The organism is Acinetobacter sp. 'aerobic (ED)' (assembly GCF_904886855.1).
GTDB lineage: Bacteria > Pseudomonadota > Gammaproteobacteria > Pseudomonadales > Moraxellaceae > Acinetobacter > Acinetobacter courvalinii.
In genome coordinates this window covers 107751-132224 of record NZ_CAJHGI010000002.1, presented here as the reverse complement: position 1 = coordinate 132224, position 24474 = coordinate 107751, and the positions used below count along the sequence as shown (strand labels likewise).

Genomic DNA, 24474 nt, shown 5'->3' with positions numbered 1-24474 from the left:
CGACTATAAATAGTCGCTTTAATTGTTCAGAAAAGAATTCTGTACATTAACGGTTGAAGTTATTATGACGAGGGAACTCGTTATTATCTTCTTCATAAGAATGTTGATAATCTTGATCAAGATGTTGCAGATGCTCATGCATGGCACGTTCATGTTGGATACGTTGGTAAATTTCCTCACGATGCACAGAAACTTCTTTTGGAGCATTTACACCAATACGCACCTGATTGCCTTTTACGCCAAGCACAGTAACACTGACTTGATCCCCAATCATTAATGTTTCTCCGACACGACGGGTCAGAATCAGCATGTTTATCTCCTTGCTAAACGCTTAAACTTGCGACAGGGAATTCATTGTTCGAAAGCACAGCCTAATATACAGAAAATTCTAACAGAAATATGTAAAAAACATTCTTTTTCGTAAGTTCTGTGAGAATCTTCTTAAAAACCTCAGGGCTAATATAACAGAGCCACTATAAAAAAAACTATAGTGGCTCTGTTTTTTTTCTTATTTACTCACAAGTAAATATGTTTAAGCAGCTATTAATTAAGCACGAGCGCTGCTTTCGCCGTGTTCACGGTCTAGGCCGAAAGCTGTATGTAAACAACGAACTGCCAACTCAAGGTAGTTTTCTTCGATGATCACAGAAACCTTAATTTCTGATGTAGAAATCATGAGAATATTAATGCTTTCTTCAGCCAGTGCAGTGAACATTTTGCTCGCTACGCCCGCATGAGACCGCATACCTACACCCACGATTGAGACTTTTACGATGTCATCACGGGTTACAACTTCACAACCTTCAATGCTGTTAGCAGTTTGGTCTAAAATCGCTTTTGCTTTCGCCAAGTCGTTACGGTTGACCGTGAAAGTGAAATCAGTCGTACCATCTTCTTCAACATTCTGGATGATCATATCCACTTCAATGTTGGCATTACTGATAGGTGACAAGATTTTAGAAGCAATACCTGGCTCGTCAGGAACACCCAAAATAGTTAATTTTGCTTCGTCACGGTTAAATGCAATACCTGCAATGATTGGTTGTTCCATGTCGTCTTCTGCCTCAGTCGTAATTAGTGTGCCTACGTTTTGTTTGAAATCTTCATCAAATGCGCCATCATCTTCATTATCAAAGCTTGATAATACGCGTAATGGCACTTGATATTTGCCTGCGAATTCAACAGAGCGAATTTGTAAAACTTTTGAACCTAAAGATGCCATTTCAAGCATTTCTTCAAAAGAGATACGGTCGACTTTTTTCGCTTTTGGCGCTACACGTGGGTCAGTAGTATAAACACCGTCCACATCAGTATAGATTTGGCATTCATCTGCTTTTAATGCTGCTGCAAGTGCAACACCAGAAGTATCAGAACCACCACGGCCCAGCGTTGTGATATTGCCATTGGCATCATAACCCTGGAAGCCAGCAACAACGATTACACGGCCTGCATCTAGGTCAGCCGTCATCACATCAGTATCAATCGATTCAATACGTGCTTTGGTAAACGCGCTATCGGTTTTGATCCCAACCTGACGACCTGTATATGATTTAGCTTCTACACCAATTGAATTCAGTGCCATAGCTAACATGGAAATCGTTACTTGTTCACCCGTTGACACCATTTGATCTAATTCACGTGGGTCAGGGGTGCTGGTAATGGCTTTGGCAAGCGCAAGTAAGCGGTTGGTTTCACCACTCATTGCAGATACGACCACGACCACCTTGTGACCATGATCATGCCAGCGCTTGACACGACGAGCAACATTTAAAATGCGCTCAGGAGTACCCATAGAGGTACCGCCATATTTTTGAACGATTAATGCCATAGTTGTTCCATATAAGCCATGACCCTGAGAGGCATCAGGGTCAGTTACACAAAAGTGAAGTTCTGTTTATTGCTCAAGCCAGGCTGGTAATGCTGCCATCACTTGATCAAACTTCTCGTTAAGTGGCGCGCCACCTTGTGCTAAGTCAGGTTTACCACCACCTTTACCACCCAGCTCTTGAGCCAAGTGTTTGATGATGTCACCTGCTTTTAGAGTTGCAGCATATTGTTTAGCGACAGAGGCGATTAAACTCACTTTATCACCATCAACACCAGCTAAAATAATGACTGCATCTTCCAATTTTGATTTTACGCTGTCATGTAGATTGCGTAATGATTTGGCATCCAAACCTTGTACAGTGGTAATCAGTGTTTGACGACCCGCAATGTCTTTTACTTGATCCAGTAAGTCAGCCGCCTGGAAGCTGGCTAATTTTTGGTTAAGTTGCTCGATTTGCTTTTGCAGGCTAGACGCGGTTTCGACAATCGCTTCAACTTTTTCAACTGTTTGATCTTTTTGTGCTTTTAATAAGCCATTGATGGTTTGGATATCAGTTTCAGCTTTTTGAACCACTTCAACTGCTTTGGTACCCGTCACGGCTTCAATACGACGAACGCCCGCAGCTACGCCACCTTCAGAAGTGATTTTGAACAAGCCAATATCACCCGTGCGTTTTACGTGAATACCGCCACACAGTTCGATCGAGAAGTTTTTCTCATCAATCACTGAACCCATCGACAATACACGAACTTCTTCGCCATACTTTTCACCGAACAGCATCATTGCACCTTTGGCTTTTGCTGTATCGATATCAAGCAGTTCAGTGCTTACCGCAGTATTTGCAATTACTTCAGCATTAACTAAGCGCTCGATCTGTTGCAACTGTTCAAATGAAACAGGTTGATCGTTGGCAAAGTCAAAACGTAAAACGTCACTTGCGACCAAAGAACCTTTTTGTTGAACATGCTCACCAAGAATCTGGCGTAAAGCGGCATGAAGAAGGTGAGTCGCTGAGTGGTTACGTGCTGTTGCAGCACGGATGTCGGCTTTAACGGTTGCTTCAACACTTTGAGTGGCTTTGAGGCTACCCATGGTCACGATACCTTGGTGTACAAAAGCACCACCCGATTTTTTGGTATCTTGAACTTCAAAGATACCGGTATCGTTTTTGAAGATACCAGTGTCACCGATTTGACCACCGCTTTCTGCATAGAAAGGGGTTTGGTTCAATACGATAAGCGCTTCATCACCTTCGTTGATTTCATCAACCTGAACGCCATCTTTGTAGATCGCAACAATTTGACCTTGGCCTTGAGTTGCATCGTAGCCATCAAACTGAGTTTCGCCTTCAACTTTGACAATGCTGTTGTAGTCAACTGCGAATTTACCTGCATCACGTGCGCGTTGACGCTGTGCAGCCATTTCAACTTCGAAACCAGCTTCATCAATGGTCAGGTTACGCTCACGTGCGATATCAGCGGTTAAATCGGTTGGGAAACCATAAGTATCGTAAAGTTTAAATACAGTTTCACCAGGAATGACATTGCCTTTCAGTTGAGCCAATTCACCTTCAAGTAATTTCAGACCTTGCTCAAGTGTTTTTGCAAATTGTTCTTCTTCTTTCAGCAGTTGTGCTTCGATGCGTGATTGCTGTGCAGCAAGTTCTGGATAAGCATCGCCCATCACTTCAATTAGAGGTTGCAACATCTTGTAGAAGAATGAACCGGTTGCACCGAGCTTGTTACCGTGACGGACTGCACGACGAATAATACGACGCAACACATAACCACGTCCTTCATTTGAAGGGTTAACACCGTCAGCAATCAAGAATGAACATGAACGCGCATGGTCTGCAATCACTTTTAAAGAAGCAGGGTATTCAACCGGTTTATTTTGAGCTTTCGCTTCTGCTTCAATGGCAGTGGTATCCAAACCAATGATTTCAGCCGCTGCTTTTAATAAGTGCTGGAACAGGTCAATTTCATAGTTTGAATTAACGTGTTGCAATACTGCAGAAATACGCTCCAAGCCCATACCTGTATCGACAGAAGGTGCAGGAAGAGGGTGCATCACACCATCCGCAGTACGGTTGAACTGCATGAAAACGTTGTTCCAGATTTCGATGAAACGGTCACCATCTTCTTCTGGTGAGCCCGGTAAGCCACCCCAGATATGATCGCCATGGTCATAGAAAATTTCAGAACATGGTCCACATGGACCTGTATCACCCATTGCCCAGAAGTTATCTGATGCGTACTGTCCGCCTTTATTGTCTCCAATACGGATAATACGATCTGCATCTAGGCCGATTTCTTTATTCCAGATATCAAAGGCTTCATCATCAGTATGATAAACCGTGACATATAAACGATCTTTCGGTAAACCTAACCATTGTTCGCTGGTCAAGAATTCCCAGGCAAATTTAAGCGCGTTTTGTTTGAAGTAATCACCGAAAGAGAAGTTACCTAACATTTCAAAGAAGGTATGGTGACGTGCGGTGTAACCTACGTTATCGAGGTCATTATGCTTACCGCCTGCGCGGACACATTTTTGTGATGAAACGGCACGCACATAATCGCGCTTTTCTAGACCTAAGAAACAGTCTTTAAACTGGTTCATACCAGCATTGGTAAATAGCAACGTTGGGTCGTTGGCGGGAACGAGAGAACTCGACGCGACGCGTGTATGCCCTTGCGATTCGAAATAACGCAAAAATGCTTCACGGATTTCAGCTGATGTCATAAAGCGAGTACTCACAACCAAGACACTCCATAATTTTGAATTTGGCTATATGCAACAAGGTACGTTGTTTTAAAGTTTTACAATCGAACCCGGTGCGTGGCATAGATTTTAAAAGTGCTAAATTATAACGGAAAATACCCGCCTCACCAACGATTTTACAAGCAATATCATATAAAACTGTGTTTAAGCTAAAAATCTATATTCAATAGGGCAACTGATGTTTTACCATATAGCACAGAAAAGATGATGTTTTGATGAATAAGGACGCTACATGCAACGTATCGCTATCAATGGATTTGGTCGAATTGGTCGGAATGTATTACGTGCATGGTTTGAAAGTCCAAAACAGTTTCAATTTGAAATCGTTGCGATTAATGATGTGGCCGATGTTCAGACGCTGGTGCATTTATTTAAGTACGATACCACGCACGGACGCTTTGCCGGGCAAGTTGAAATTCTGATTGAAAATGAATGTATTTTTCTGAACATTCAGTCCAATCAACGCCAATTAAAACTACAAGTTCTGAAGCAAGAGCAACCTGAATTATTGCCTTGGGCAGATTTAAATATTGATGTAGTACTGGAATGTACCGGTCTATTCCGTTCACGTGTCGATGCAACCCGTCATGTCGAGGCAGGTGCGAAGCGTGTCATTATTGGGGCGGCGCCTTTTGACTCTGTAGATGCTGCGATTGTCTATGGTGTCAATCACAACGAGGTCAAAGCAAGCGATCAGATCATTTCCAGCGTATCGTGTACCACGCAAGCTTTAGTGCCGCTGGTTAAGATTATTGATGATGCCTTTGGTATTGATACCGCGTTAATGACAGAAATTCATGCGGTTACAGCCGACCAGTCAGTGCTGGATCATGCGCATCGGGATTTGCGTCGCGCACGTGCGTCTGGGCAAAATATTATTCCAACAACGTCGAGTGCATTAGGTGCGCTAAAACAGGTCATGCCAAAAATGGAAGACCGGATTGACGGTTACTCTATTCGTGTACCGACCATTAATGTGGCAGCGATTGATTTAAGCTTTGTCTCGCATGCACCGATTACCGTGCATAAAGTCAATGAAGTTCTCAGCAAAGCGGCTCAGTTTGATTATGCGCAGATTATGCAAGTGACAGATGAGGATCTGGTGTCGAGTGACTTTAATCATTCACCGTATTCTTTAATTGTGGATTTAACCCAAACCATGGTGGTGGGTCACCAAGCAAAAGTTTTTGCGTGGTATGATAATGAGTGGGGCTATGCAAATCGTTTACTGGATTTGTGTGAATCTTTTTGTACTTAATATTTTAAATAAGATATAAAAAATAATGTGGGGTATTCAATGACATTGATATTGATTTGGGGATTTATTGTTATTTTATTGGTGGCGGTGGCTTTTTTATTCTGGTTGCAGTTTAAAAATGTAGACGTACAAAACCAAGACCTTCAAGTTTTGCATCTTGAAGAAAAAGTTGTGCATTTAGAGTTGCATCTTAAAAAGAGTCTGGAAATTATGCAGGACCTTGCCAAAAAAATGCATGTGCAACAGGAAGTGCTGGATCGGACCGTGGCAAATATGGCGGCATTGGAAAAGCAAAATGTTGAAATGGTCAATGTGTTAGAAATAATGGTTAAAGGTAGTAACAAGAGCCATTAAAATACATTTTGTATGATGTGGTTGATTTATATAATATGATTTTTATAAAAAATAAGATGAAGTGATTTTATGAAGTCGAATTTTAAAAACAAGGGTATCTGTATTCTCGCAACCAGTCTGCTGCTATCGGCATGTGGTGGTGGAGGCTCTGGTCATAATGACCAATCTAAAGTTGAAGAAAAACCTATTCAGGAAGATGTGCTTTACCAAGTTTATTATCAGGAACCCAAACCTACTGACAATATTGTTGAAGACTATTTTGAGATAACAAACTATTCTATTAAGAATAATCAGATTAATTTTAATAAGTCACATAATGAACCTTTAGACCAAAAGATATTGACTGAAACAAAAGTGATAGAAAAAGGTACGCCACAATCGAATGTCGTTAAACGGCTATCTTCTACGCAATGGCTTTATGAACGCACACCTGAACTTAAGCAGAATTTAAACTTTGAATGGGTAAAATTAGAAGGTCAAAATATTTTTGATCGGATAATGCCAGGTTATAGAGAGCATTTTGATTTAACAGCCAACCCAGAGCGACTTGACCAGAATTTAATTAAATTTTATTCGACCTATAAAGATGCTGTATTTCCTAAAGGAAGTTACTGTTATCGGCTAAAACAGAGCGAGTGGAACCAAGCTTATCTGGAGTCTTTTTTTTCCTTCTCTGATTCTTCAACTTTTAATGAGCAGAAGCGGCAAATTATAGACCGATATAATAATCTGGGCGAGGATAAGAAGTATTTCAGACTTTTAGATACACAGTGGCATGGTTATAAACTGATTGGATTGGAAAACTTAGAGACGGCTGAAACAGACAGTAGATTAGGAAATAGTGAAAATCAAAGTACCAATAGCCAATTTTTTTCTAGTCATATATGGGATGCAGACAAGCATTTAGCCTATGAAAAAAGTCATCCTTATCAAGGTGGAGATAGCCCAATTGATTTATGGATGAAGCAAAATCAACGATTGAATAATGCCAAATTAGAGCACGGCTGTTTTGCATTCAATACTCAGGCAGCCAACACAATCAAAAAACTGAATCTGATCAACTGGAAGCAAGGCGATAGTTCAGATGTTGGGCAGTTCTTAGGGATAAGAACAACGACGAGACTTTCAAATGTAAACACTCAATCTGTTGAATCTACTCATTAATTTTATATTCGAGTTGAGATAGACGGATTATAAAACTATAAAGATTTATGCAAATTCGAAGGTGCATCACATAAATCTTCGTGCTACACTACGCTGAATCGGGCATTCACCCGATTTTTTTATGTGGTTGCTTTTTGTGTGGATGCCTCCACATTGAACAGATTTTAGGTTTGGAACATGACCATTTCAGAGACGTGGTTGCTCCCTGACGGGGTAGCAGATGTATTGCCCGAACAAGCGCAAGTTGTTGAAACATTGCGTAGAGAAGCGCTAGATTTCCTCGCAGTTCGAGGTTATCAATTGGTGTATACACCATTTATTGAATACATTGAATCGTTGTCTTTACTTTCAGAATCGAATCAAGATTTAGATTTAGTTACGTTCAAGGTCATTGACCAGCTGTCAGGCCGTTTGCTTGGCGTTCGTGCGGATATGACACCGCAAGTTGCACGTATTGACGCCCATGTACGTCCAGTCGAAGGCGTGGCGCGTTATTGCTATGCAGGTTCAGTCTTGCATACCAAACCACAGAATTTTAATGCAACGCGTGCGCCTTTACAGTTAGGTGCAGAGTTGTATGGTCATGACAGCATCGAAGCTGATGTAGAAATGGTCAATGTAATGCTCGCTTTGATTGAGCACACACATACGCTTGAAGGAGCGCATCTAGATCTGGGGCACGTCGGTTTATTCCGTAGTCTGGTGAAGCATGCGGGCCTGAATAAAAATACCGAAAGTGAACTTTCTGACTTATATCAGCGTAAAGCCTTGCCGGAGCTGGAAGAATTTACCCAGAGTTTGGCGATGGGTGCAGATTTTTATGCTTTAGGTCGTTATGCAAGTGATCTGGATGCATTGCAGGCACATTTAAGCCAGGAAATTTTAAATGATGTTGATTTCAAGATTGCCTTTGATGCATTGAAAACAACATTAGCGCAAATTCAGTCAAGCTGGCCGAATCTGAATGTAGGTGTCGACGTGGTTGAATTACGTAGTTACCACTATCACACGGGCTTGATGTATGCCATTTATGCACCAAATCGTGCTGCGCCACTGGCTCAAGGTGGGCGATATGACGGTATTGGCGAACATTTTGGCCGTGCGCGTCCAGCAACCGGTTTTAGCTGTGACTTATATGCGCTAGGTGCAACACAGTTTGTCGACATCGAAACTGTTGTCGCGCCAAAAGGTAATCAACAAGATTTATTCAATGCAATTGTAGATGCGCGTAGCCAAGGTTTACGTGTGGTGCAATTGTTAGGTAATGATGATTTAAGCTCAGTGCCTTATGCGACCCATCAGATGGTGTCTCAAAATGGTCAGTGGGTGATTGAAAAGATTTAATTGCCGGGTTTTAAGACTTGGTTTCCAATTTTAACAGCATGATGTAATGAGGCTATTATGGGCAAAAATGTTGTGGTACTTGGTACCCAATGGGGCGACGAAGGAAAAGGTAAAATCGTCGACCTGCTCACAGATCAAGCGGCTGCGGTAGTACGCTATCAAGGCGGTCACAACGCAGGACATACTCTTGTCGTAGGTGGTAAGAAGACTGTATTACACCTCATTCCATCAGGTATCTTACGTGAAAACGTATTGTGCTTAATCGGGAATGGTGTAGTTCTTTCTCCTGAAGCATTAATCAAGGAAATGGCCATTCTGGAACAAGAAGGCGTACCTGTTAAAGAACGTTTACGTATTTCTCCAAACTGTCCATTAATCTTGCCGAACCATATCGCGCTAGACCAGGCACGTGAGAAAAAACGTGGTAATGCCAAGATTGGTACTACAGGTCGTGGTATTGGTCCAGCTTATGAAGATAAAGTTGCACGTCGTGCAGTACGCGTCGCTGACTTGATCCGTGGTGGTGCGTTGCTTGAAGAAAAACTTCAGGAAATGCTTGAGTTGCATAACTTCCAGCTTTCTCAATTCTATGGCGTTGAAGAAGTTAAGTTTGAAGATGTACTTGCGCTTTGCAATGAATGGCGTGAAGTGCTTGAACCATTAGTGATTGACGTGACTAAAGTGTTACATGATTACCGTAAAGAAGGTAAGGCAATCATGTTCGAAGGCGCGCAAGGTTCATTACTTGACATCGATCACGGTACTTATCCATACGTAACAAGCTCGAATACTACTGCAGGTGGCGTAAGCTCTGGTTCAGGTATGGGACCACTGCATTTAGACTATGTCCTGGGTATTACCAAAGCTTATACAACACGTGTAGGTGCTGGTCCATTCCCAACTGAACTACACTACAATGCAGCAACCGATACTGGTGATGCGATTGGTCGTCACTTAGGTACAGTCGGTCATGAGTTTGGCGCGTCTACTGGCCGTCAACGTCGTTGTGGCTGGTTCGATGCAGAAATTCTACGTCGTTCAGTTGAAGTGAACTCATTGTCTGGTATTTGCTTGACTAAACTTGATGTATTAGATGGTTTAGAAGAAGTGAAAATCTGTGTAGGCTATGAAGATGTAGATTCAGGCTGTGCTGGTTCTTCTGATGCGATTTCATTCGAAAGCTTGAAGCCGATCTATGAAACCATGCCGGGTTGGAGCGAGTCGACTGTTGGTTTAACTCAAATCGATCAACTTCCTGCCAATGCATTAGCTTATGTACGCCGTATCGAAACGTTAATTGGTTGCCCAATTGATATCGTTTCAACAGGTCCTGACCGTGCAGAAACAATCGTATTACGTCATCCATTTTCAGCATAAGCTGAATAGATGACAAAAAAGCTCTCATGAATTTGAGAGCTTTTTTTATGCAAAAATTTCAGAAAAATAAGAGCCAATATGACCTTAAAGCTGATTGCAGAAGACTTTATTCAACCCGAATACATTGAGATGGTTTTACCGCTTTATCAAGAGCTTGTTGAAAAAACCAGATCTGAAGCAGGATGTATCGCTTATGACCTTTACCATGATCATAAGCAGAAAGGGCATTTTGTTTTTATTGAAGAATGGGATGATCGGGCTGCACTGGATTTACATGTACAGTCTGAGCATTTTCAGCGCTTGGTGCCGCAAATTGATCAATATCAAACACAAGCTGGACGTTTTACGCATCTACATCGTTTTGAGACCTTGTTTGAGAATCAAAATGATCAGTAATATGGCTTTGATTTAGCAAATGGTGATAGCAAAAAAACAGCTTTGGATTCCAATCTTTGTTATTTCACAGCTTCAAAAATCCTCGTTATATTAGCTTTACGTTCAAACCAAGAGGGCTTTTAACTATGACGAAAAAGAGAATCCGTTACAATGGCTATGAATTGGCGTGCCGATGTTGATTTACATTACAGCGCTAGAAAAGGTGCAAACCAATTTTGATCAAGGCGGGGAGAGAGGTTGGTTTGACATTTAAAACAAGAAGAATAATATTGAGTGATTAATAAGAAAAGCTATAAAAAATCGAAGAGAACCGAAAGGTTCTCTTTTTTATTTATAATCCTGTTGAGCCATTGAGATAAAGATCGCCAAAAAAAATGCCATTTATTTTCGTATTATGGAAAGTTACCTCATAATTTAGAGGGTTATAAGTTCCATTCTGGCATTTAAGTGTGAAAACTCCACAATAAAGTGGATAAATAATTAAGTTGGGAAACGTAAGATTCACATATTGAACTTGATTATTTTGAATACCTATACTTAATTCATCAAGTTGAAAAGCTGCTTGATTATGATTGGTAAATGAAAGTTGTTTATATTGAGTTGATAAAGATGATATTTGGTCCTGTTCTGATAGAAGAAATGAAACATTCAGAGTACGTGATTGACTCTCTGGCAACTGAACTTTAGTCGGTGCTTCTGTTAGCTTCCCTTCAACAGAGCCTGCAAGCGTAATGGTATTGATTTGTCCATCTACCGAATATTGTTTAGTTAATAGCAGGTTATTAAAATCAAGCTTAGCTTGGCCTGTTTTCATATTGACAGAATTGACAATATTAGCGCATGGATTGTTATTTTCTGAACATTGAAATTCTTTTTTTAAGGTTATTTGCTTACCATCTTTTTCAAATTCCATTAATTTGACTGAATTTGGGACAGCATTAATTAATGTATCATAATCGGCTTGTAAGCGGTAAAGCGTATTTGCCTTCATATCAAAATCAAACTCTAAACGATAGCTTGTTTTGAACTGACCATTTTCTTTACTGAAGATTTGAGTGTAGCGATAGACAGGAGTATCTACATTGGTCGATTGAGTGGAAGGTAAATTTTTTCCTAAAAATTTTAAATCTGTTTTAACTTCACTCATAACCTTGGGCGGAATATAAGTATTATCTGAATTGGAGGAGTCACCACCACATGCAGATAATAAGATAAGACTTGAAATCATCCCAACAGAAAGAAATATTTTTTTATAGCTGTGCATTTTGATTTTACCGATAGCATTATTATTACCATGGCTAATTATATTTAGCCAATTTCGGTCAAATTCTATCATGCAAAATGCTAGATATATATCGCTATTTATGACTCTTCAATTTCTTTCACTGCATTATAAACAGCAGCAGGTTCGATATTCAGAATCTTTTTACCAAAACTTCTGAGCCACCACACCAGTTGTGAAGTAAAGGGAACAGTTGCAGAAACTTCAACAATATTCTCTTCCAGAGCCTGGATGACCTGATCTTTGCTAAGCTGACTTTCGTAGAAGCTTTTGGCGGTACTCTCGCTCATGGTCAGTTTTAACTGAATCTGTTCAGTTGGCTTGTTATAGTCCACCCGGAAACCAAGAGCACCTGATTCAATATAATTATCAATATCAAAATTCACAGGATGTAAGGCACGATTGTCCAGCACGGTTGCTGATTTAAAACGATGTAAGGCGAAGGTCTGGACTTCGGTTTTATCATTACGGGTACAGATCAGGTAAATCACGGCACCTTTTTGCACCAATGCCAATGGATTCAGGATATAGGTCTTATCTTCACCCTGATGGGTTCTGGCACGGTAAATACATTCAATCTGTTTATCTTGTAATAAACCTTCATAAATCGCCTGTTGGGCATGTTTGTCCACCACAGGCGGGATTAAAGGCTGCGTCGCAGGTACAATACGGACACGGTTAATCCATTGTCTTACGTTGTTCTGGGTTGAAAGGCTGCGCTTGGCAAGATCAAACCAGGGCATCATCTCTTCTAGCAAACTGGGTGGCAGAAGGTGACGTAAATGTTCTTCTACCATCATGAAGGTCACCGCTTGTGAACTGGTCATGTGCGGCAAGCTTTGAATAGGCGCGTCAGAACGCCAGCGCCAGCCTTGAGGGACGGTTTTATTACTCTCGATAGGGAAGCGTTGCGCAATCTGATTTAGATCGCGCTGAATCGTTCTCAGGCTAATATCAATGCCTTCTCGTTCTAAAATTTCTTGTAATTCTCGGGTCCCCATCCATTTTCCGGTCGAAAGGCGGGATAAAATCTGCCACTGGCGATAAAGGCTATTTGAAGTTTCTTTTTCTTGTACGGATGACATAAGCGTAATACGTAATTCAATGGTCTGAAGCACACACAATAAAAAAACTATACCTATTTAGCAAGTCCATCCGATCCAGATTACGTATTTACGACTGAAATGAACACGCTTTTGCTTAAATATTTCAAATAAGGACAAAAAATATTCATTTATAAGGTGTCTACGCTTCAGGTTTGGGCTTGTTAAATGTAGAGAGAAAAAGATGACCTATTGTTGTGCTTTAAGACTGGAACAAGGCTTGGTACTAATCAGTGATACCCGCACCAATGCCGGGGTAGACCATATTTCCGTTTTTCGAAAGCTTCACACCTTTGGGGTAGATGGAGAGCGGTTTATTGCTTTGCAAACCTCCGGTAATCTGGCGACGACTCAGGCGGTGATTGGGCATTTGCAAAATGCGCTGACCTTACGGCAGGAACCGAATCTGAATACCGTCAATACCATGTTTGAAGTGGCTGAACTGATTGGTAAAACGTTACGTAAGGTGCTGGCAGATATTACTTCAGATCCGCATGAGCAGATGAATTACTCTTGCAGTATTCTGGTGGCCGGGCAAATTCAGGGCGATAAAATGCAGTTGTATAATGTCTATCCGCAGGGTAATTTTATTTGTGCGACCACAGATACGCCTTATTTCCAGATTGGTGAAAGTAAATACGGGAAACCGATTCTGGACCGAGCCTTGTATTATAAAATGCCTTTGGATGATGCATTGCGTTGTGCACTGATTTCATTTGATTCGACCTTGCGTTCCAATGTCTCGGTCGGCTTGCCACTCGATGCACTGGTTTATCACAAAGATAGCTTTAAGATTCCAACCGGTAAACGGATCAGTGAAAATGATCTTTATTTTACCCAGATCAGTAAGCAGTGGTCGGAAACTTTAAGACGTGGTTTACAAGAATTGCCGAAGCCGACGGCAGATTATGATTTATAAATCTAGGAAAATAAAAAATCCAGACATTAGCCTGGATTTTCGGTGTACTTAAATGACTTTACGCAGTGGCCGACTGCTTAAACGACACAATAACTCATAGCCAATGGTACCGTTTGCAGTAGCAACATCATCCACGAGACGATGGGCGCCCCAAAGCTCTACTTTGGTACCAATCTCGGCTGTAATATTCGTTACATCAATCGCCATCATATCCATACTGACACGTCCAACAACCGGGACTAATTGTTGGTCAATGGCCACAAAATTCTGCTGGGTATAGGCACGTGGATAACCATCACCATAGCCAATCGAAACAATGGCAATTTTTGAAGGGCAGGTTGCGGCATAAGTGGAACCATAGCCGACACATTCACCTTGTTGAATCTGGTTCAAAGCCATGATTTCTGCGCTAAAAGTCATCACCGGTTTTAGATCGAGCTCATGCACATTCTTGTCAGCAAAGGGAGAGGCGCCGTATAACATGATTCCCGGACGGACAAAATCAAAATGCAGTTCCGGATATTTATAAATCGCTGCTGAATTACAGCATGAGGCTAAAATCGGTGCGCAGGCCTGTTTAACCTGCAAAAATTGTTCTATTTGTTGTTCGTTCAATGGATGAACGACATCTGCATTGGCAAAATGCATGGCAAGGACACAGGTAAAACCTTCTGCTTTTAAACGCTGGATGACCTCGATAATTTCGGTCACTTTAAAGCCTAAACGGTTCATTCCGCTATTCAGTTTGACCCAGACCTTTAATCCTAAAGCATTGTAAGCTTGCTTGTGCTGGATTAGCCATTCGACTTGCTGGCTATGGTGAACGATACATTCAAGTTTCTGTTCAATCACCTGTGCCATTTCATCTTCAGAAAATATGCCTTCAATCAGCGTGATAGGTTGGGTGTATCCCAGTTGCCTGATCTCTAGCGCTTCTTCTAGGCAGGCGACGCCAAAGGCGTCTGTGGCGTCCAAGGCGGCTAAGCAATCTTTAACTCCGTGTCCGTAAGCATTAGATTTCACCATGCTGACAATTTTTGAATGTGGAGCAAGTTGTTTAACGCGGTTGAAATTATATTGTAGTGCATCACTATCAATATAAACTGTTGCTTGGCGCACCCTGATTTCTCCTTTGGGACGACTTGGAAAGTAGATAAAGCAGCTAAATAGGGGAAGAATTATTCCTCATCATCATACTGGGCATAGAACTCAGGTGAGAGGTTGCTAAAACGGGTATATTGACCTTCGAAAGCAAGACGCACACTACCAATTGGACCGTTACGCTGTTTACCAATAATGATCTCAGCGGTGCCTGCTTCCTTGGATTCCTTGTTATAGACTTCATCACGATAAATAAACATGATCAAGTCGGCATCCTGCTCGATCGCACCGGATTCACGTAAGTCGGACATCACGGGACGTTTGTTGGGACGGTTCTCCAAACTACGGTTTAGCTGTGATAGTGCGATAACAGGACATTGCATTTCTTTGGCAAGTGCTTTCAGGCTTCGGGAAATTTCCGAGATCTCGCCGACACGGTTATCGCCCATACCGGGTACTTTCATCAATTGCAAGTAATCGACCATGATACAACCGATTTTACCATCATGCATTTTGGCTACACGACGCGCACGGGCACGAAGTTCGGTTGGCGGTAGGGCCGATGAATCATCGATATAGAGATGCATTTCCTGTAATTGCAGAATGGTCCCGGTGACTTTGGTCCATTCATCCGCATCCAGATTACCCGAACGTAAATGTCCTTGATGGACTTTACCCATGGCAGAAATCAAACGCATGGCAATCGAGTCGGCTGGCATCTCCATGGAGAATACCAGCGCTGGTAAGCGGTTATATTGCAACACACTTTCAACCAGGTTCATCGCGAAAGTGGTTTTACCCATCGATGGACGTGCTGCGACAATAATTAAGTCACCCGGTTGCATGCCTGAGGTTTTATTATCCAGTTCTAGAAAGCCCGTAGTTAAACCGGTAATGTTGCCATCTAGTTTAGACAGTTCATCTAATTTGGTGATAACGTCCGCAGTCACAGAACTGATTGATTTTGGCCCAGAATCTTTTTTATTGTTGTTGTGCTGTTCCGCCAAAGAGAAAATACTGGTTTCTGCTAAATCAAGAATTTCACTGACTGGACGACCTTTGGTGTCATAGGCATTTTGTAAAATATCACTGCTGATCTTGATCATGTTACGCAGTGTTGAGAATTCCTTGATTTTATTGGCATAAATTTCAAGGTTGTAGAAGCTTGATGGGGAGTCTGCCATCAATTGCATCAAATATTCTTCACCACCAATGGCATCAAGCAGGTTTTGTTTGAGCAACCAGTCATTGACCAAAACCGCATCGTATGGCGAGTTTTCTTGAGCCAGTTTTTCAATGGCACGATAGATATATTTGTGACGCGTTGCATAGAAATCATTTTCTTTGAGTAAGTCACTGACTTGTTCAAAAGATTCAGCCACTGTCATTAAGGCTGCTAAGACCGCCTGCTCGATAGCGAGATTGTGTGGCGGGGTACGGAATTCTTTTAGCTGACCTGAGTCACTCACTTTACTCTCTGTGTTTGGAGAATTTTTTGTAAAATTGGCATTCGCCTGTGACATAACAAGACCTAATAAAAAAGATGAAACAATACCGAGTGACTATCTTAATCCAAATGAAGCTGATCTGGACAATTTAATTCAGGGAAAATTGTGTAAGTGGTGCAATAGCATAATAGATAGTCATTTCTGCTATTGCAGCTTGATGGGCCAGATCGATGTAGGAAAAAAGGGCCGTTTTACTTTAAGGTTGTGCAAACCAGTCTTGTACGAATTTTCCATTTTTTAAGCGATAAGCTGAAAGACCGTAGCGAAGATCATTCCTTTGCGCATCTTTAACAAAGCCGGTGTCTTTGCCCAAAGAGTAGAGGAAGGCATCCAGTAATAGCAGGGTAGCATCAATAAACCACCACAACCCCAAGCCACCAAAGGTGATTAATTTTAAAACGCCACTGGTCTTTTTACCGAGATAGAAACGATCTATTCCAAAAAAACCTAAAAACATGGCAAGTACCAAAGCAATGATACGATTCTTTTTTTGCATATCTGTGGCCCTATAGCGTGAGAATTATAAAATTTAAAACTTAATTTGAAGTCTTTTTGTATTTTTTAGACATAAAAAAAGAGCATGTAAAACATGCTCTTTTTCTTTGCAGAAATTACTCAGATACGATAGTAACGAGAACTTCAGCAACAACATCATGGTGCAATTGGATTGCGATGTTGAATTCACCAGTGTGACGAAGCGCACCGTTTGGTAAACGAACTTCTGCACGGTCTACAGTAAGACCAGCATTCGTTAAAGCATCAGCGATGTCACGAGTACCGATAGAACCGAAGAGTTTACCTTCATCACCAGCTTTCGCAGTGATAACGATGTTTACTTCGTTCAATTGTTCAGCACGTGCATTCGCAGCAGCTAATACTTCAGCTTCTTGCTTCTCAAGTTCAGCACGACGAGCTTCAAAAGCAGCAGTGTTTGCTTCAGTTGCAGCTACAGCTTTACCTTGAGGGATCAAGAAGTTACGACCGTAACCAGCTTTAACTGATACTTTGTCGCCTAATTTACCAAGGTTTTTAATGCGTTGTAATAAGATAACGTCCACAGCTCACCTCACTTACTTATGGTTGTCAGTGTACGGAATCAAAGACAAATAGCGAGCTTGTTTGATAGCTAACGCTAATTGACGTTGATAACGAGCTTTAGTACCTGTAATACGGCTAGGAACAATCTTGCCGTTTTCAGTGATGTACTGTTTTAAAGTGTCGATATCTTTGTAGTCGATGTACGCAACATTCTCAGCTGTAAAGCGGCAGAACTTGCGACGACGGTAAAAACGTGCCATTGATGTTCTCCTTATTCAGCTTCTTGAACTGCTTGTTGTGCTTCTTCACGTTGAGCTTTACGCGCACGTTTTTCTTCAGCACTCTTAGCAAGTAAAGATTCTTCAGTAATTGCGTGTTCACGACGGATGATGATGTTACGAATGATCGCGTCGTTATAACGGAACAATTCTTCTAATTCATCAAGAGTCGTTTGACCACATTCAACATTCATAAGAATGTAGTGTGCTTTGTGAATTTTGTTAATCGGGTAAGCCAATTGGCGGCGGCCCCAATCTTCTAAACGGTGAATTTGACCTTCAGCTTCTTTGATCTGAGAGATATAGCGTTCAACCATACCTACAACTTGATCGCTTTGGTCTGGATGTACCAATAGTACGATTTCGTAGTGACGCATTGTCAGCTCCTTACGGTTTAAGCAGCCCCTGATTATAAAAATCAGAAGCAAGGAGTCATAACTTAAAAAGTTATGTCGCAAATTGCGAAGCGGGGATTATAGTCAAATCAGCGTGATAAAGCAAATTTAGTGGGATTGTGTTTTTTAATTTTTTGTAGGGTCAGCAAAAAAGTAACGGCAATTTGTTTTGGAGATGAAATACAGTTTATGGAATTACAGCAAGGTGCAGGTAGGGTGAGAATCTTGGCTTAAATCAAGTGCAGAACAATTGAGGAGGGAGGATAAAAGAGAGTTCATTTAGGCAATAAAGAAGCGAATGTTTTTATTGCACGAAATGATTACAGCGAGGGAGAATAAAAAGATAGAGCGTTCTCTATCTTTTTAAAAAATAGGGAAGAATGGTGCAGGGCTTTTGAAGCTAAAGCTAAAGCTTAAACTGATGACAGTAATCAGAATTACTGAAAAAAGGAAAAAGCGTTTTGCCCAAAGCTGATCGTCTTTAGCCTTAAATCCTAAAATACCAATATAGAACCAGTAAATACAAAGTGCATTACAGATCACCAGGAAAATCATGTTGGTGTATCCATAAACATACAGTGCATTCATTGCAACAGTAAATAAAACCACATAAATCAGTGATTCAATCTTGGTTCTTAAAATCGAACGCGCTACAGGTAAAATCGGAACGCCTGCATTTTTGTAATCGTCAAAACGATAAATTGCAATCGCCCATGAATGTGGCATTTGCCATAAAGCATATGCAACAAAAATCAATAAGGCCGCCATATCGAACTGATGACTTACAGCCGTATAACCAATAACAGGAGGACTCGCTCCGGAAATACTACCAATGACGGTTTGATGGATTGTGGTGCGTTTGGTCCACAAACTATAAAAACCGACATAGACCACAAAACCAATGACAGCGAATAAAAATGCATAAGCATTGACATAGAACCAGAGAATGCTAAAACCAATAATACCTAAGACCAAGGCATAGCACATGGCAACAGTAGGGGAAATGGTTTTAGTCACAAGCGCGCGGTTCATGGTGCGTTGCATTTTTTGATCGATGTCTTGATCAATTACATTATTGACGACACAACCCGAAGCAACCACAAAAGTTGTTCCAAGCAAGGTCAATAATAATAAGAGGAAGTCTATAGAGCCTTGGGCGGCTAAGAAGAAGCCGCCCAAGGTGGTAATAAAATTACCGAAGAGAATTCCTGGTTTAGTCAGGAATAAATACTTTTTCCACATGACAATCAGTTTAGATCATCATGTTGTAGTGTAGGTAATTCATAATCCACACAGAGCCGACTAACAGTACAGCGATACATAAAATTGTGTAGATAAATGCAATAAGGTTCCAACGTTGGTCAGATGATGTATTCATGTGTAAGAAGTACACAAGTTGTACAAGCACCTGAGCAACGGCAGTGATTGCGATTACTGTAACTAAGACGCCACGACTGAAACCACCCGCCATCACCATCCCGAACGGGATGATGGTGAGGATAACAGAGAGGATAAATCCAACAGTGTATTGTTTAAAGTTACCGTGTGACGCACCTGCAGCATTATGCTCATGACTACTCATTAGAGAACTCCCAGTAAGTAAACGACGCTGAATACACAGATCCAAACGATGTCAAGGAAGTGCCAGAACAAGCTTAAGCAAGCAAGACGACGTGTATTCGGTAAAGTCAAACCATTCTTTTTGATCTGATACATCAATACCAGCATCCACACTAAACCAGAAGTTACGTGGATACCGTGTGTACCAACCAAGGTAAAGAACGATGATAAGAATGCACTGTGAGTTGGACCATGGCCTTCATGTACAAGGTGACGGAATTCGTAGATTTCCATCCCGATGAACGATGCACCAAAAAGGAATGTAATTAATAACCAAGTGATCACCTGATTTACATTCTTTTTATAAGATGCCAGTACAGCAAAACCAAATGTTACCGATGAAATCAATAAGGCAAATGTTTCAGTTAACACGAAGCCTAATGAATCATGGAACAGGTCATATGCACTTGGGGTTCCTGGTGGGATATGACTGCTTAATACAGCGAACGCGATGAAGAGTGATCCGAAAAGAATCAAGTCACTCATCAAGTATGTCCAGAAACCAAAGACCGTCAAGTCTGTATCATCATGCTCATGATGACCATCGTGGCCGTGGTTGTCGTGATGAAGTACTTCAGCCATTTCCTTAGTCCTTCTTCAAGTGTTTTTCAAGTAAAGCATAGCGTTCGTTTTCAATACGCTCAACTTCAGCAGCAGGAACATAGTAATCCACATTCTTGGTGAATGAGCTTACGATCAAGCTAACAACAGCTGAAACAAATGAAACAACAACGAGCCACCAAATATGCCAGATCAGTGCAAAACCAAGAATGGTGATGAACATGGCAATAACGAAGCCAGCAGCACGATCAGTCGGCATGTGGATGTCTTCATATTTAGTGTTACGTGCGTATGCTACACCATTTTCTTTGTCAGTCCAGAAACGGTCAATGCCGCTTGCATCTGGTTCATGCGCAAAGTTATAGAATGGAGCAGGGGAAGAAGTCGCCCATTCAAGGGTACGGCCATCCCATGGATCGCCAGTGTGGTCCATGTTGTCCTTACGTTGTAAGAAACCAACAATGATTTGCATCAAGAAGCATGCAATACCGATTGCAACAAGAACAGCACCGAATAACGCGATAGCCAAGTATGGATCCCATTCAGGGTTGTCATATGTATTCAAACGACGTGTCATACCCATGAAACCAAGGATATAAAGTGGCATGAATGCAAAATAGAAACCGAAGAACCAGAACCAGAACGCAGCTTTACCCCATGCTTCATTGAGCTTCCAACCAAACATTTTCGGCCAGTAGAAGATGATGCCGGCAAACATACCAAACACCACACCACCGATAATTACGTTATGGAAGTGAGCGATCAAGAATAATGAGTTGTGTACCAGGAAGTCCGCAGGTGGAACAGCCATAAGTACACCAGTTAAACCACCGATACCGAATGTTACGAGGAAGCCAAGCGTCCATAACATAGGCGTAGTAAAGGTGATGCGACCTTTATACATGGTGAATAACCAAGAGAAGATTTTCACACCCGTCGGAATCGCAATAACCATGGTCATGATACCGAAGAACGCATTCACGTTCGCACCAGCACCCATGGTGAAGAAGTGGTGAAGCCATACAACGAACGCAAGAACAGTAATCGCGATGGTTGCATACACCATAGACTTATAACCGAACAACGCTTTACGAGAGAAGGTTGCCACGATTTCTGAGTATAGACCAAATGCTGGTAATACCAAGATATATACTTCAGGGTGACCCCAGGTCCAGATCAAGTTCACGTAAAGCATTGGGCTACCGCCAAGCTCATTAGTGAAGAAATGGAAACCGAAGTAACGGTCAAGTGTCAACATTGCAAGGGTACCTGTTAATACAGGGAATGATGCAATGATGAGTACAGCCGTACACAGTGAAGTCCACGTGAAAATAGGCATGTCCATGAGTTTCATGCCAGGTGCACGCATTTTGATGATGGTAACAAAGAAGTTAACACCAGATAACAGCGTACCTAGACCAGAAACCTGAAGCGCCCAGATATAGTAGTCAACACCTACACCAGGAGAATATTGAATGCCAGATAGAGGAGGATAAGCCATCCAACCAGTCGCAGCAAACTCACCCAATACCAGTGAAAGCATCATCAAACCAGCAGCACCGGCGAATAACCAGAAGCTTAAAGAGTTCAATAATGGGAACGCAACGTCACGAGCACCGATCTGTAAAGGTACAGAGATGTTCATCATACCAACAACGAGACCCATGGCTACGAAGAAGATCATGATCACACCGTGTGCGGTGAAGATCTGGTCGTAGTGGTCAGGATGCAGGTAACCTTCACCGCCGCCTTTCGCGAGGAAAAGTTGTAGACGCATCATGATCGCATCGGCGAAACCACGCAACAGCATGACCACAGATACGATGATATACATGATACCAATCTTTTTATGGTCTACCGTAATAAACCACTCATTCCACAAATATCCCCATTTTTTGAAATAGGTGATACCGCCTAAAACAGCAATTGCACCAAGTGCCATAAAGACCATGGTGACAAGTACAAGGGGTTCTGTCGGGATCGAATCCCACCCAAGTTTACCAAAAATCATATCCATGTCTTATTCCCCTTGAGCAGCGTGTTCTGCTGCAGCATGAGTTTCTGCTGTTGCATGTCCAGCAGAATGGTCAGCACCGTGATAGTTACTCATATAATGGTTGATAATCGTTTCAAACAATTTTGGTTCAACTGATGAGTAATAAGTCACTGGGTGTGGCTTAGTCGGGAACGGTTTCATCGCTTCAGCTTTAGCAAGCGCTTCTTCATCACCAGCAGCTTTAGCACGGTTGACTAAATGCTCGATCTGATGCTTAGAACGATCGCCATCTTTCAAAGTTGCTAATTCAGCTTGGTCAAGTGTACCTTTTTGAATTGCTTCAGGGTTAATACTTGTACCATTACCAGCTTTAACTGCTTCTACCCATTGCGCAAATTCCGGCTCAGTCACGCTGTGTGCTTTAAAGCGCATTTGTGAGAAACCATAACCTGAATAGTTTGCTGAGAAACCACGGAAAACACCTGGTTCATCTGCTAACAGGTGCAGGTGAGTTTGCATACCAGCCATTGCATAGATCTGGCCGCCTAACTGCGGGATGAAGAACGAGTTCATCGTAAAGTTAGAAGTGATCTTAAAGCTTACTGGTGTTTGCTCTGGGAAGCGTACTTCGTTTACCGTTGCAATGTTTTGCTCAGGATAGATAAAAATCCACTTGAACTGTTCAGCGACAGCTTGAATAGTTAATGGTGCTTTATCAGATTCTAACGGACGGTAAGGGTCGTACTTGTGGGAACCCCACCAAGTTAACCAAGCTAAAATACCAATAATAATGACAGGAACACCCCAAACAACGATCTCAATTGTCGTAGAGTGTGCCCAAGTAGGTTTATAGTCTGCATCTTTATTCGACGCGCGATATTTCCAACCAAACCACAATGCCATAATAATTGATGGAATTACCACCAATAGCATTAAATAGATCGCAGTCATCATCAAGTTACTTTGACCTTGACCAACTGGACCTTTATTGTTTAGAAGTACCATATCACCGCCACACCCAGTTAAGAGCGCGGCCATCGCAGATAAAGACAATACAGCTAAAATCGTTTGTCTCATTTTACAACCTCGGTGAAGAGTCCCATTCCCTAATTAAATTATGGGATAGCGATTAAAGTGTCGCGTGATTGATAAGAATTGTTTAAAAAATGCTTAGCAATCACGCGACACCGCTACGTTGTTGGGCATTATGCCTCATATTGAAGAACTAAGCTACTGATAAAGTGGCCTGAAATGCTTGTTTTAAAACCCGATTTATCTTGTAGGAATTAAGGTTGAGTTAAGTTCTTTTTGTATAGATATCAATTTAATATAAAAGAAAAGAGGATTAAATCCTCTTTTCTTTATCGAATTGTGACTACTGTTTAATTACCTTAGTTTTAGCCAATTTATCGTGCAGGGTTTGACGATTTTTGTTCAATGCGAAGAAAGCATAATCAACAATTGTAATAAATGGCATAAACAGTAAATTGAGAATAATAAAGAGAATGCTGCGCAACCAGAAAGCCCGGATTGAGCTGACCTGGGTCAATGTTTCAGCATCGACAATTTTAATTTTTGCAATTTTCTTACCAATACTCTGGCCTGATTTTGCAATAAAAAAAGCCTGAATCATTAACATGATAATCAAGTAGGCAAAAATACTCATCCAAGCTTCATTGGGGATGAGCTGCATCAGCTGTTGTTGTAATTCAACCGCTTTACTCGACGCAACTTGCGCTGTCTGTAATTGCTTTTGAATTTCAAATAATTCTTTATATTGAGCTTCATTAAAAAAGAATGAAGGAATGGCTGCCATTGGCAACCAAAGCATCAAGTCCAGGACTTTTGCCAGCGCCCGCGAGTGAAAAGGCGCCAATTCAGGTTTGGCTTTTTGCTCCACCTTGATTTTAAAAGAAGACTCATTGCTTTCGGTTGCAACGGGGGCAGCAAAAGCTGAGTAACCTACAGGTTCGTATACAAGTTTACCTTGAGTAAGTTCACCAAGTGTTTTCCATTCAGCCATACCTTCGTGCCAAGCCAGATCCGTCAATAAAACTTGTTGACTGGCAAGCATTTGGTTCACTTGTTCTAAACTATAGGGACCAGCTTGTTGATTGTTACGAGCCAAGTAAATTTGCATAAATAAAAATTCTCTATTCTAAAGATGAAAA

At 41.5% G+C, this 24474-nt stretch carries 24 protein-coding genes; 7 read left to right on the top strand and 17 right to left on the bottom strand.

The annotated features are described in order from the left end of the window. Nucleotides 1–46: 46 nt before the first annotated feature. The 3 genes from csrA to alaS form a co-directional block, all read right to left on the bottom strand. Complete coding sequence (gene csrA, locus JO943_RS04135) at nt 47–310, bottom strand: carbon storage regulator CsrA (protein ID WP_004771563.1); 264 nt, start codon at nt 308–310, stop codon at nt 47–49. Nucleotides 311–547: 237 nt separating this feature from the next. Continuing rightward, nucleotides 548–1828 carry an aspartate kinase gene (locus JO943_RS04130; RefSeq protein WP_005229607.1) on the bottom strand — a complete coding sequence of 427 codons (1281 nt, stop codon included), beginning with the start codon at nt 1826–1828 and terminating at the stop codon, nt 548–550. Nucleotides 1829–1894: 66 nt separating this feature from the next. After that, nucleotides 1895–4585: an alanine--tRNA ligase gene (alaS, locus tag JO943_RS04125; protein WP_202740065.1), complete on the bottom strand. Its 2691-nt coding sequence runs from the start codon at nt 4583–4585 to the stop codon at nt 1895–1897. 256 nt (nt 4586–4841) lie between these two features. On the opposite strand from alaS, the gene JO943_RS04120 reads away from it, so the two are divergent. From JO943_RS04120 to JO943_RS04095, 6 genes are all read left to right on the top strand, one after another. After that, on the top strand, nt 4842–5867 hold the full coding sequence (locus JO943_RS04120) for a type I glyceraldehyde-3-phosphate dehydrogenase (protein WP_005229609.1): 1026 nt from the start codon (nt 4842–4844) through the stop codon (nt 5865–5867). A gap of 39 nt (nt 5868–5906) precedes the next feature. Further along, the gene (locus tag JO943_RS04115) at nt 5907–6221 is read left to right on the top strand and encodes a hypothetical protein (protein ID WP_005229610.1); all 315 of its coding nucleotides are present in this window, start codon (nt 5907–5909) and stop codon (nt 6219–6221) included. A 69-nt stretch (nt 6222–6290) separates the two neighbouring features. After that, on the top strand, nt 6291–7385 hold the full coding sequence (locus JO943_RS04110; protein ID WP_202740064.1) for a hypothetical protein: 1095 nt from the start codon (nt 6291–6293) through the stop codon (nt 7383–7385). Between the two features lie 177 nt (nt 7386–7562). Continuing rightward, nucleotides 7563–8729 (top strand): ATP phosphoribosyltransferase regulatory subunit, encoded by a 1167-nt coding sequence (locus JO943_RS04105; protein ID WP_005229612.1) that lies wholly within the window; start codon nt 7563–7565, stop codon nt 8727–8729. Nucleotides 8730–8786: 57 nt separating this feature from the next. Beyond that, nucleotides 8787–10106, top strand: a complete 1320-nt coding sequence (locus JO943_RS04100; protein WP_005229615.1) for an adenylosuccinate synthase — start codon at nt 8787–8789, stop codon at nt 10104–10106. Between the two features lie 78 nt (nt 10107–10184). After that, nucleotides 10185–10502: a putative quinol monooxygenase gene (locus JO943_RS04095; RefSeq protein ID WP_202740063.1), complete on the top strand. Its 318-nt coding sequence runs from the start codon at nt 10185–10187 to the stop codon at nt 10500–10502. Nucleotides 10503–10833: 331 nt separating this feature from the next. Here the strand turns inward: JO943_RS04095 and JO943_RS04090 are convergent, their stop codons facing one another. Continuing rightward, nucleotides 10834–11838, bottom strand: a complete 1005-nt coding sequence (locus JO943_RS04090) for a hypothetical protein (RefSeq protein ID WP_227614408.1) — start codon at nt 11836–11838, stop codon at nt 10834–10836. Nucleotides 11839–11864: 26 nt separating this feature from the next. Then, on the bottom strand, nt 11865–12869 hold the full coding sequence (locus tag JO943_RS04085) for a helix-turn-helix transcriptional regulator (RefSeq protein ID WP_032880419.1): 1005 nt from the start codon (nt 12867–12869) through the stop codon (nt 11865–11867). Nucleotides 12870–13071: 202 nt separating this feature from the next. Between JO943_RS04085 and JO943_RS04080 the strand changes: the two genes are divergently transcribed. Continuing rightward, nucleotides 13072–13806, top strand: a complete 735-nt coding sequence (locus JO943_RS04080) for a proteasome-type protease (protein WP_005229623.1) — start codon at nt 13072–13074, stop codon at nt 13804–13806. A gap of 48 nt (nt 13807–13854) precedes the next feature. Here the strand turns inward: JO943_RS04080 and alr are convergent, their stop codons facing one another. The 12 genes from alr to JO943_RS04020 form a co-directional block, all read right to left on the bottom strand. Next, nucleotides 13855–14925: an alanine racemase gene (alr, locus tag JO943_RS04075; protein ID WP_202740062.1), complete on the bottom strand. Its 1071-nt coding sequence runs from the start codon at nt 14923–14925 to the stop codon at nt 13855–13857. A gap of 59 nt (nt 14926–14984) precedes the next feature. Continuing rightward, on the bottom strand, nt 14985–16430 hold the full coding sequence (gene dnaB / locus JO943_RS04070; RefSeq protein ID WP_004771579.1) for a replicative DNA helicase: 1446 nt from the start codon (nt 16428–16430) through the stop codon (nt 14985–14987). A 181-nt stretch (nt 16431–16611) separates the two neighbouring features. Next, entirely contained in the window at nt 16612–16911 is a 300-nt protein-coding gene (locus JO943_RS04065) for a TM2 domain-containing protein (protein ID WP_199949398.1), read from the bottom strand. A gap of 115 nt (nt 16912–17026) precedes the next feature. Next, entirely contained in the window at nt 17027–17473 is a 447-nt protein-coding gene (rplI, locus tag JO943_RS04060; protein ID WP_005229629.1) for a 50S ribosomal protein L9, read from the bottom strand. Nucleotides 17474–17485: 12 nt separating this feature from the next. After that, entirely contained in the window at nt 17486–17713 is a 228-nt protein-coding gene (rpsR, locus tag JO943_RS04055; RefSeq protein WP_000090661.1) for a 30S ribosomal protein S18, read from the bottom strand. Between the two features lie 11 nt (nt 17714–17724). After that, nucleotides 17725–18108: a 30S ribosomal protein S6 gene (gene rpsF, locus JO943_RS04050; RefSeq protein WP_004638540.1), complete on the bottom strand. Its 384-nt coding sequence runs from the start codon at nt 18106–18108 to the stop codon at nt 17725–17727. A gap of 381 nt (nt 18109–18489) precedes the next feature. After that, complete coding sequence (cyoE, locus tag JO943_RS04045; protein ID WP_009514438.1) at nt 18490–19368, bottom strand: heme o synthase; 879 nt, start codon at nt 19366–19368, stop codon at nt 18490–18492. Nucleotides 19369–19378: 10 nt separating this feature from the next. Then, entirely contained in the window at nt 19379–19708 is a 330-nt protein-coding gene (locus tag JO943_RS04040; protein WP_005229635.1) for a cytochrome o ubiquinol oxidase subunit IV, read from the bottom strand. Beyond that, entirely contained in the window at nt 19708–20328 is a 621-nt protein-coding gene (cyoC, locus tag JO943_RS04035; protein ID WP_005229636.1) for a cytochrome o ubiquinol oxidase subunit III, read from the bottom strand. Before cyoC ends, JO943_RS04040 begins: the two co-directional genes overlap by 1 nt. A gap of 4 nt (nt 20329–20332) precedes the next feature. Further along, entirely contained in the window at nt 20333–22324 is a 1992-nt protein-coding gene (gene cyoB / locus JO943_RS04030; protein WP_005229638.1) for a cytochrome o ubiquinol oxidase subunit I, read from the bottom strand. Nucleotides 22325–22327: 3 nt separating this feature from the next. After that, a complete protein-coding gene (gene cyoA / locus JO943_RS04025) occupies nt 22328–23380 on the bottom strand; it encodes a ubiquinol oxidase subunit II (RefSeq protein ID WP_005229642.1) in 1053 nt (350 codons plus the stop codon). Between the two features lie 298 nt (nt 23381–23678). Next, nucleotides 23679–24443, bottom strand: a complete 765-nt coding sequence (locus JO943_RS04020; protein WP_199972491.1) for an RDD family protein — start codon at nt 24441–24443, stop codon at nt 23679–23681. Between the last annotated feature and the right edge of the window lie 31 nt (nt 24444–24474).

What these genes read in the sequence shown, in the direction of transcription:
- JO943_RS04115 (WP_005229610.1), top strand. Translation starts at nt 5,907, where the DNA reads ATGACATTGATATTGATTTGGGGATTTATTGTTATTTTATTGGTGGCG.
- dnaB (WP_004771579.1), bottom strand. Translation starts at nt 16,430, where the DNA reads ATGTCACAGGCGAATGCCAATTTTACAAAAAATTCTCCAAACACAGAG.
- cyoB (WP_005229638.1), bottom strand. Translation starts at nt 22,324, where the DNA reads ATGGATATGATTTTTGGTAAACTTGGGTGGGATTCGATCCCGACAGAA.
- JO943_RS04095 (WP_202740063.1), top strand. Translation starts at nt 10,185, where the DNA reads ATGACCTTAAAGCTGATTGCAGAAGACTTTATTCAACCCGAATACATT.
- rpsF (WP_004638540.1), bottom strand. Translation starts at nt 18,108, where the DNA reads ATGCGTCACTACGAAATCGTACTATTGGTACATCCAGACCAAAGCGAT.
- JO943_RS04110 (WP_202740064.1), top strand. Translation starts at nt 6,291, where the DNA reads ATGAAGTCGAATTTTAAAAACAAGGGTATCTGTATTCTCGCAACCAGT.
- JO943_RS04065 (WP_199949398.1), bottom strand. Translation starts at nt 16,911, where the DNA reads ATGCAAAAAAAGAATCGTATCATTGCTTTGGTACTTGCCATGTTTTTA.
- JO943_RS04090 (WP_227614408.1), bottom strand. Translation starts at nt 11,838, where the DNA reads ATGATAGAATTTGACCGAAATTGGCTAAATATAATTAGCCATGGTAAT.
- JO943_RS04080 (WP_005229623.1), top strand. Translation starts at nt 13,072, where the DNA reads ATGACCTATTGTTGTGCTTTAAGACTGGAACAAGGCTTGGTACTAATC.
- JO943_RS04040 (WP_005229635.1), bottom strand. Translation starts at nt 19,708, where the DNA reads ATGAGTAGTCATGAGCATAATGCTGCAGGTGCGTCACACGGTAACTTT.
- cyoE (WP_009514438.1), bottom strand. Translation starts at nt 19,368, where the DNA reads ATGTGGAAAAAGTATTTATTCCTGACTAAACCAGGAATTCTCTTCGGT.
- JO943_RS04020 (WP_199972491.1), bottom strand. Translation starts at nt 24,443, where the DNA reads ATGCAAATTTACTTGGCTCGTAACAATCAACAAGCTGGTCCCTATAGT.
- rpsR (WP_000090661.1), bottom strand. Translation starts at nt 17,713, where the DNA reads ATGGCACGTTTTTACCGTCGTCGCAAGTTCTGCCGCTTTACAGCTGAG.
- csrA (WP_004771563.1), bottom strand. Translation starts at nt 310, where the DNA reads ATGCTGATTCTGACCCGTCGTGTCGGAGAAACATTAATGATTGGGGAT.
- JO943_RS04100 (WP_005229615.1), top strand. Translation starts at nt 8,787, where the DNA reads ATGGGCAAAAATGTTGTGGTACTTGGTACCCAATGGGGCGACGAAGGA.
- cyoA (WP_005229642.1), bottom strand. Translation starts at nt 23,380, where the DNA reads ATGAGACAAACGATTTTAGCTGTATTGTCTTTATCTGCGATGGCCGCG.
- JO943_RS04105 (WP_005229612.1), top strand. Translation starts at nt 7,563, where the DNA reads ATGACCATTTCAGAGACGTGGTTGCTCCCTGACGGGGTAGCAGATGTA.
- JO943_RS04120 (WP_005229609.1), top strand. Translation starts at nt 4,842, where the DNA reads ATGCAACGTATCGCTATCAATGGATTTGGTCGAATTGGTCGGAATGTA.
- cyoC (WP_005229636.1), bottom strand. Translation starts at nt 20,328, where the DNA reads ATGGCTGAAGTACTTCATCACGACAACCACGGCCACGATGGTCATCAT.
- JO943_RS04130 (WP_005229607.1), bottom strand. Translation starts at nt 1,828, where the DNA reads ATGGCATTAATCGTTCAAAAATATGGCGGTACCTCTATGGGTACTCCT.
- JO943_RS04085 (WP_032880419.1), bottom strand. Translation starts at nt 12,869, where the DNA reads ATGTCATCCGTACAAGAAAAAGAAACTTCAAATAGCCTTTATCGCCAG.